Annotated in this window: 2 protein-coding genes and 1 pseudogene; all 3 read right to left on the reverse strand. The window is 74.0% G+C overall.

Annotation, left to right across the window (positions count from 1 at the left end):
• Positions 1-343: 343 nt before the first annotated feature.
• Entirely contained in the window at positions 344-1,354 is a 1,011-nt protein-coding gene (locus AB0C29_RS43005; RefSeq protein ID WP_360543209.1) for a LacI family DNA-binding transcriptional regulator, read from the reverse strand.
• 71 nt (positions 1,355-1,425) lie between these two features.
• Complete coding sequence (locus AB0C29_RS43010; protein WP_360833368.1) at positions 1,426-2,244, reverse strand: penicillin-binding transpeptidase domain-containing protein; 819 nt, start codon at positions 2,242-2,244, stop codon at positions 1,426-1,428.
• Positions 2,217-2,572 (reverse strand): annotated as a pseudogene (locus tag AB0C29_RS43015) (hypothetical protein); the annotation flags it as partial. The gene AB0C29_RS43010 and the pseudogene AB0C29_RS43015, both read right to left, overlap by 28 nt.

Below are 2,572 nucleotides of genomic sequence, written 5' to 3' on the forward strand. Positions count from 1 at the left end.
GCCACATCGGGTATTCGCCGCGGCGGTTCGACAGCGCGTACGAGAACTGCTTGGCCGGCAGGTCCGCATAGTAACCGCGGGGACGGCCGCCGGGCCGACGACCAGGTGGCCGAGCTGCGGCGCAAGCTCAACGACCGGATCGCCGAGGGCAGCGTGGACGCCGCCGCCGCCAGGATCCTGCGGGCCCGCCTGGCCGATCTCGACGAAGCGCTGCGCTCCAGCTGAGCGGCCGGTCCCCGGCGCGGCCGAGCTCAAGCGGCCGAGCGGAAGCTCCGGCTGAGCGGAAGCGGGCGAGCTCAAGCGGCCGAGCGGAAGCGGCCGAGCGGAAGCGGCCGAGCGGGGGTCAGGCTGAGCCGCGGAGGACCAGGCGGGTGCTGAGGACCGGGCCGCCCGGGCCGGGGTCCTCGCCGTCGATCTTGGCGAGCAGCAGCCGGACCATCTGCCGGCCCATCTCCTCGATCGGCTGGTGCACGCTGGTCAGCGGCGGATCGGTGTGCCCGGCGATCACCGAGTCGTCGAAGCCGATCACCGCGATGTCACCCGGTGCCGACAGCCCCTGCTCGCGCATCGTGCGCAGCGCGCCCGCGGCCATCATGTCCGAGGCGGCGAAGACGGCGTCGATGTCCGGGTGCCGGGCCAGCAGTTGCCGCATCGCGGCGGCGCCGCCCTCCTCGCTGAAGTCGCCGTGCGCGACGATCCCCTCGCCGACCACGTCGCGGTAGCCGTCGAGGCGGGCCTGGCCCGGAGCCATGTCCATGGTGCCGGTGATCGTGGCGATCCGCCGGCGGCCCGAGCGGCGCAGATATTCCACGGCTTCGCGGGCACCTCCGCGGTTGTCGGCGTCCACGTAACAGCCCGACTCCCCCTCGGCCGGGCGGCCGGCCCGGACCGTGGCCACGCCGCGCTGCTCCAGCTTGTCCATCAGGTTGTCGGTGCCGTGCAGCGACAGCAGCAGGGCGCCGTCGACGTGCTGGCGGGTCAGGTAGCCCTCCAGCCGTTCCCGCTCCTGCGGGGACTGGGAGATCATCAGGACCATCTGGAGGTTGCGCTCCACCAGCACCGACGCGATGGCCTGCACTATGCGGCCGAAGAACGGCTCGGCGAAGAAGCGTTCCCCGGACTCGAAGATGACCAGGGCGATCGAGTCGGTCCGCTGGGTCACCAGGGTGCGGGCGGCGCGGTTGGGCACGTACCCCAGCTCGGCGATCGCGTCCTCGACCGCGGCCTTGGCACCCGGGCTGACCTGCGCCGAGCCGTTGACCACCCGGGACACCGTGCCGCGCCCGACGCCGGCCCGTTCCGCGACCTGGTCGAGGGTCGGGCGTCCGGTGGATCGGGACCGCTCCGTCGTCATCGGTCCTCCCCTGCCCTTCACCGTCCCGCCGGGCCCGTCCTGTCCCGCCAGCCACAACCTACCCTGCGGGTTCACTCGTACGCCGGAGGGCGGGTCGTCGACGGCGGCACCCGGTAGCGGCTCAGGGTCAGTCCCATGATGTCGCTGAAGATCGGTGCCGCCACATCACCCCCGGCCCCCTCGGGCACCGCGGCGGAGACGGCGACGACGTAGCGGGGTGCCTCGGCCGGGGCCATGCCGATGAAGGAGACCGCGTTCGCGCTGGTGTACTGCCCGTCGACGAGGCGATCCACCGTGCCGGTCTTGCCCGCGACCCGGTAGCCGGGGACAGCCGCACGACGCCCGGTGGCGCCGGGCAGCACGACGACGGCCTCCAGCATGCGCCGTACCTCGGCGGCGACCCCGGGGCTGAGCACCCGCCGGGTCTCCGGCGGTGAGGCGAGCGTCACCGTGCCGCCGGCGTCGACGGTCGAGTGCACCAGCCGCGGCGCGATGTACGTGCCGTCGTTGGCGATGGCCCCGTACCCGGCGGCCATCTGGAGCAGTGTCGCGTCCACGCTCGTACCGATCGGCACCGAACCCGAGGCCGACGGGCTCCACTGCCGCGGCGGCAGCAACCGGCCGGCACTCTCGCCCGGCATGCCTTCGCGGGTGACGCTGCCCAGCCCGAACCGCTGCTGGTACTCGAAGATCCGTTGCGGGCCGAGCCGGTCGGCGACCGCGATGGTGCCGACGTTCGACGAGAACGCCAGCACCTGCGGGATGGTGAGCCGGGTGCCGGCCGGCTGCGGGTGCTCGTCGGCGAACGGCGTACCGCCGCGGACCAGCGGCCCGCTCGCCGGCACGGTCGTCCTCGCGGTGATCAGGCCCTCCTGCAGCGCGGCGGCCACGACGAAGGCCTTGTGGTGGAGCCCGGCTCGGCCGCGACGCTGCTCGCGACGTCGGCCCGCTCGGCGGGCTCGGACAGCAGCGGCTTCGCCGCGTCGAACCCCGGGCAGCTCGCCTGGGCCAGCACCTCGCCGGTACGCACGTCCAGGACCACCGCGGCGCCGAAGGTCGCACCCGCCTCGGCCAGGGCCGGGCACAGCTCCCGCTGGGTCTGGAACTGCAGGTCCCGGTCGATGGTCAGGTGCAGGGTGGCGCCCGGGCGGGCCCGGGTCAGCCGGTGGTAGCCGCGGGGGATCTCCTTCGCCTGCCGCCCGTCGTCGACCCCCGGAT

This window comes from Actinoplanes sp. NPDC048791, assembly GCF_040650095.1.
In the GTDB taxonomy this organism is placed as follows: domain Bacteria; phylum Actinomycetota; class Actinomycetes; order Mycobacteriales; family Micromonosporaceae; genus Actinoplanes.

Excerpts from the sequence above, each read along its gene's own strand:
- AB0C29_RS43005 (WP_360543209.1), bottom strand. The coding sequence starts at position 1,354 with ATGACGACGGAGCGGTCCCGATCCACCGGACGCCCGACCCTCGACCAG.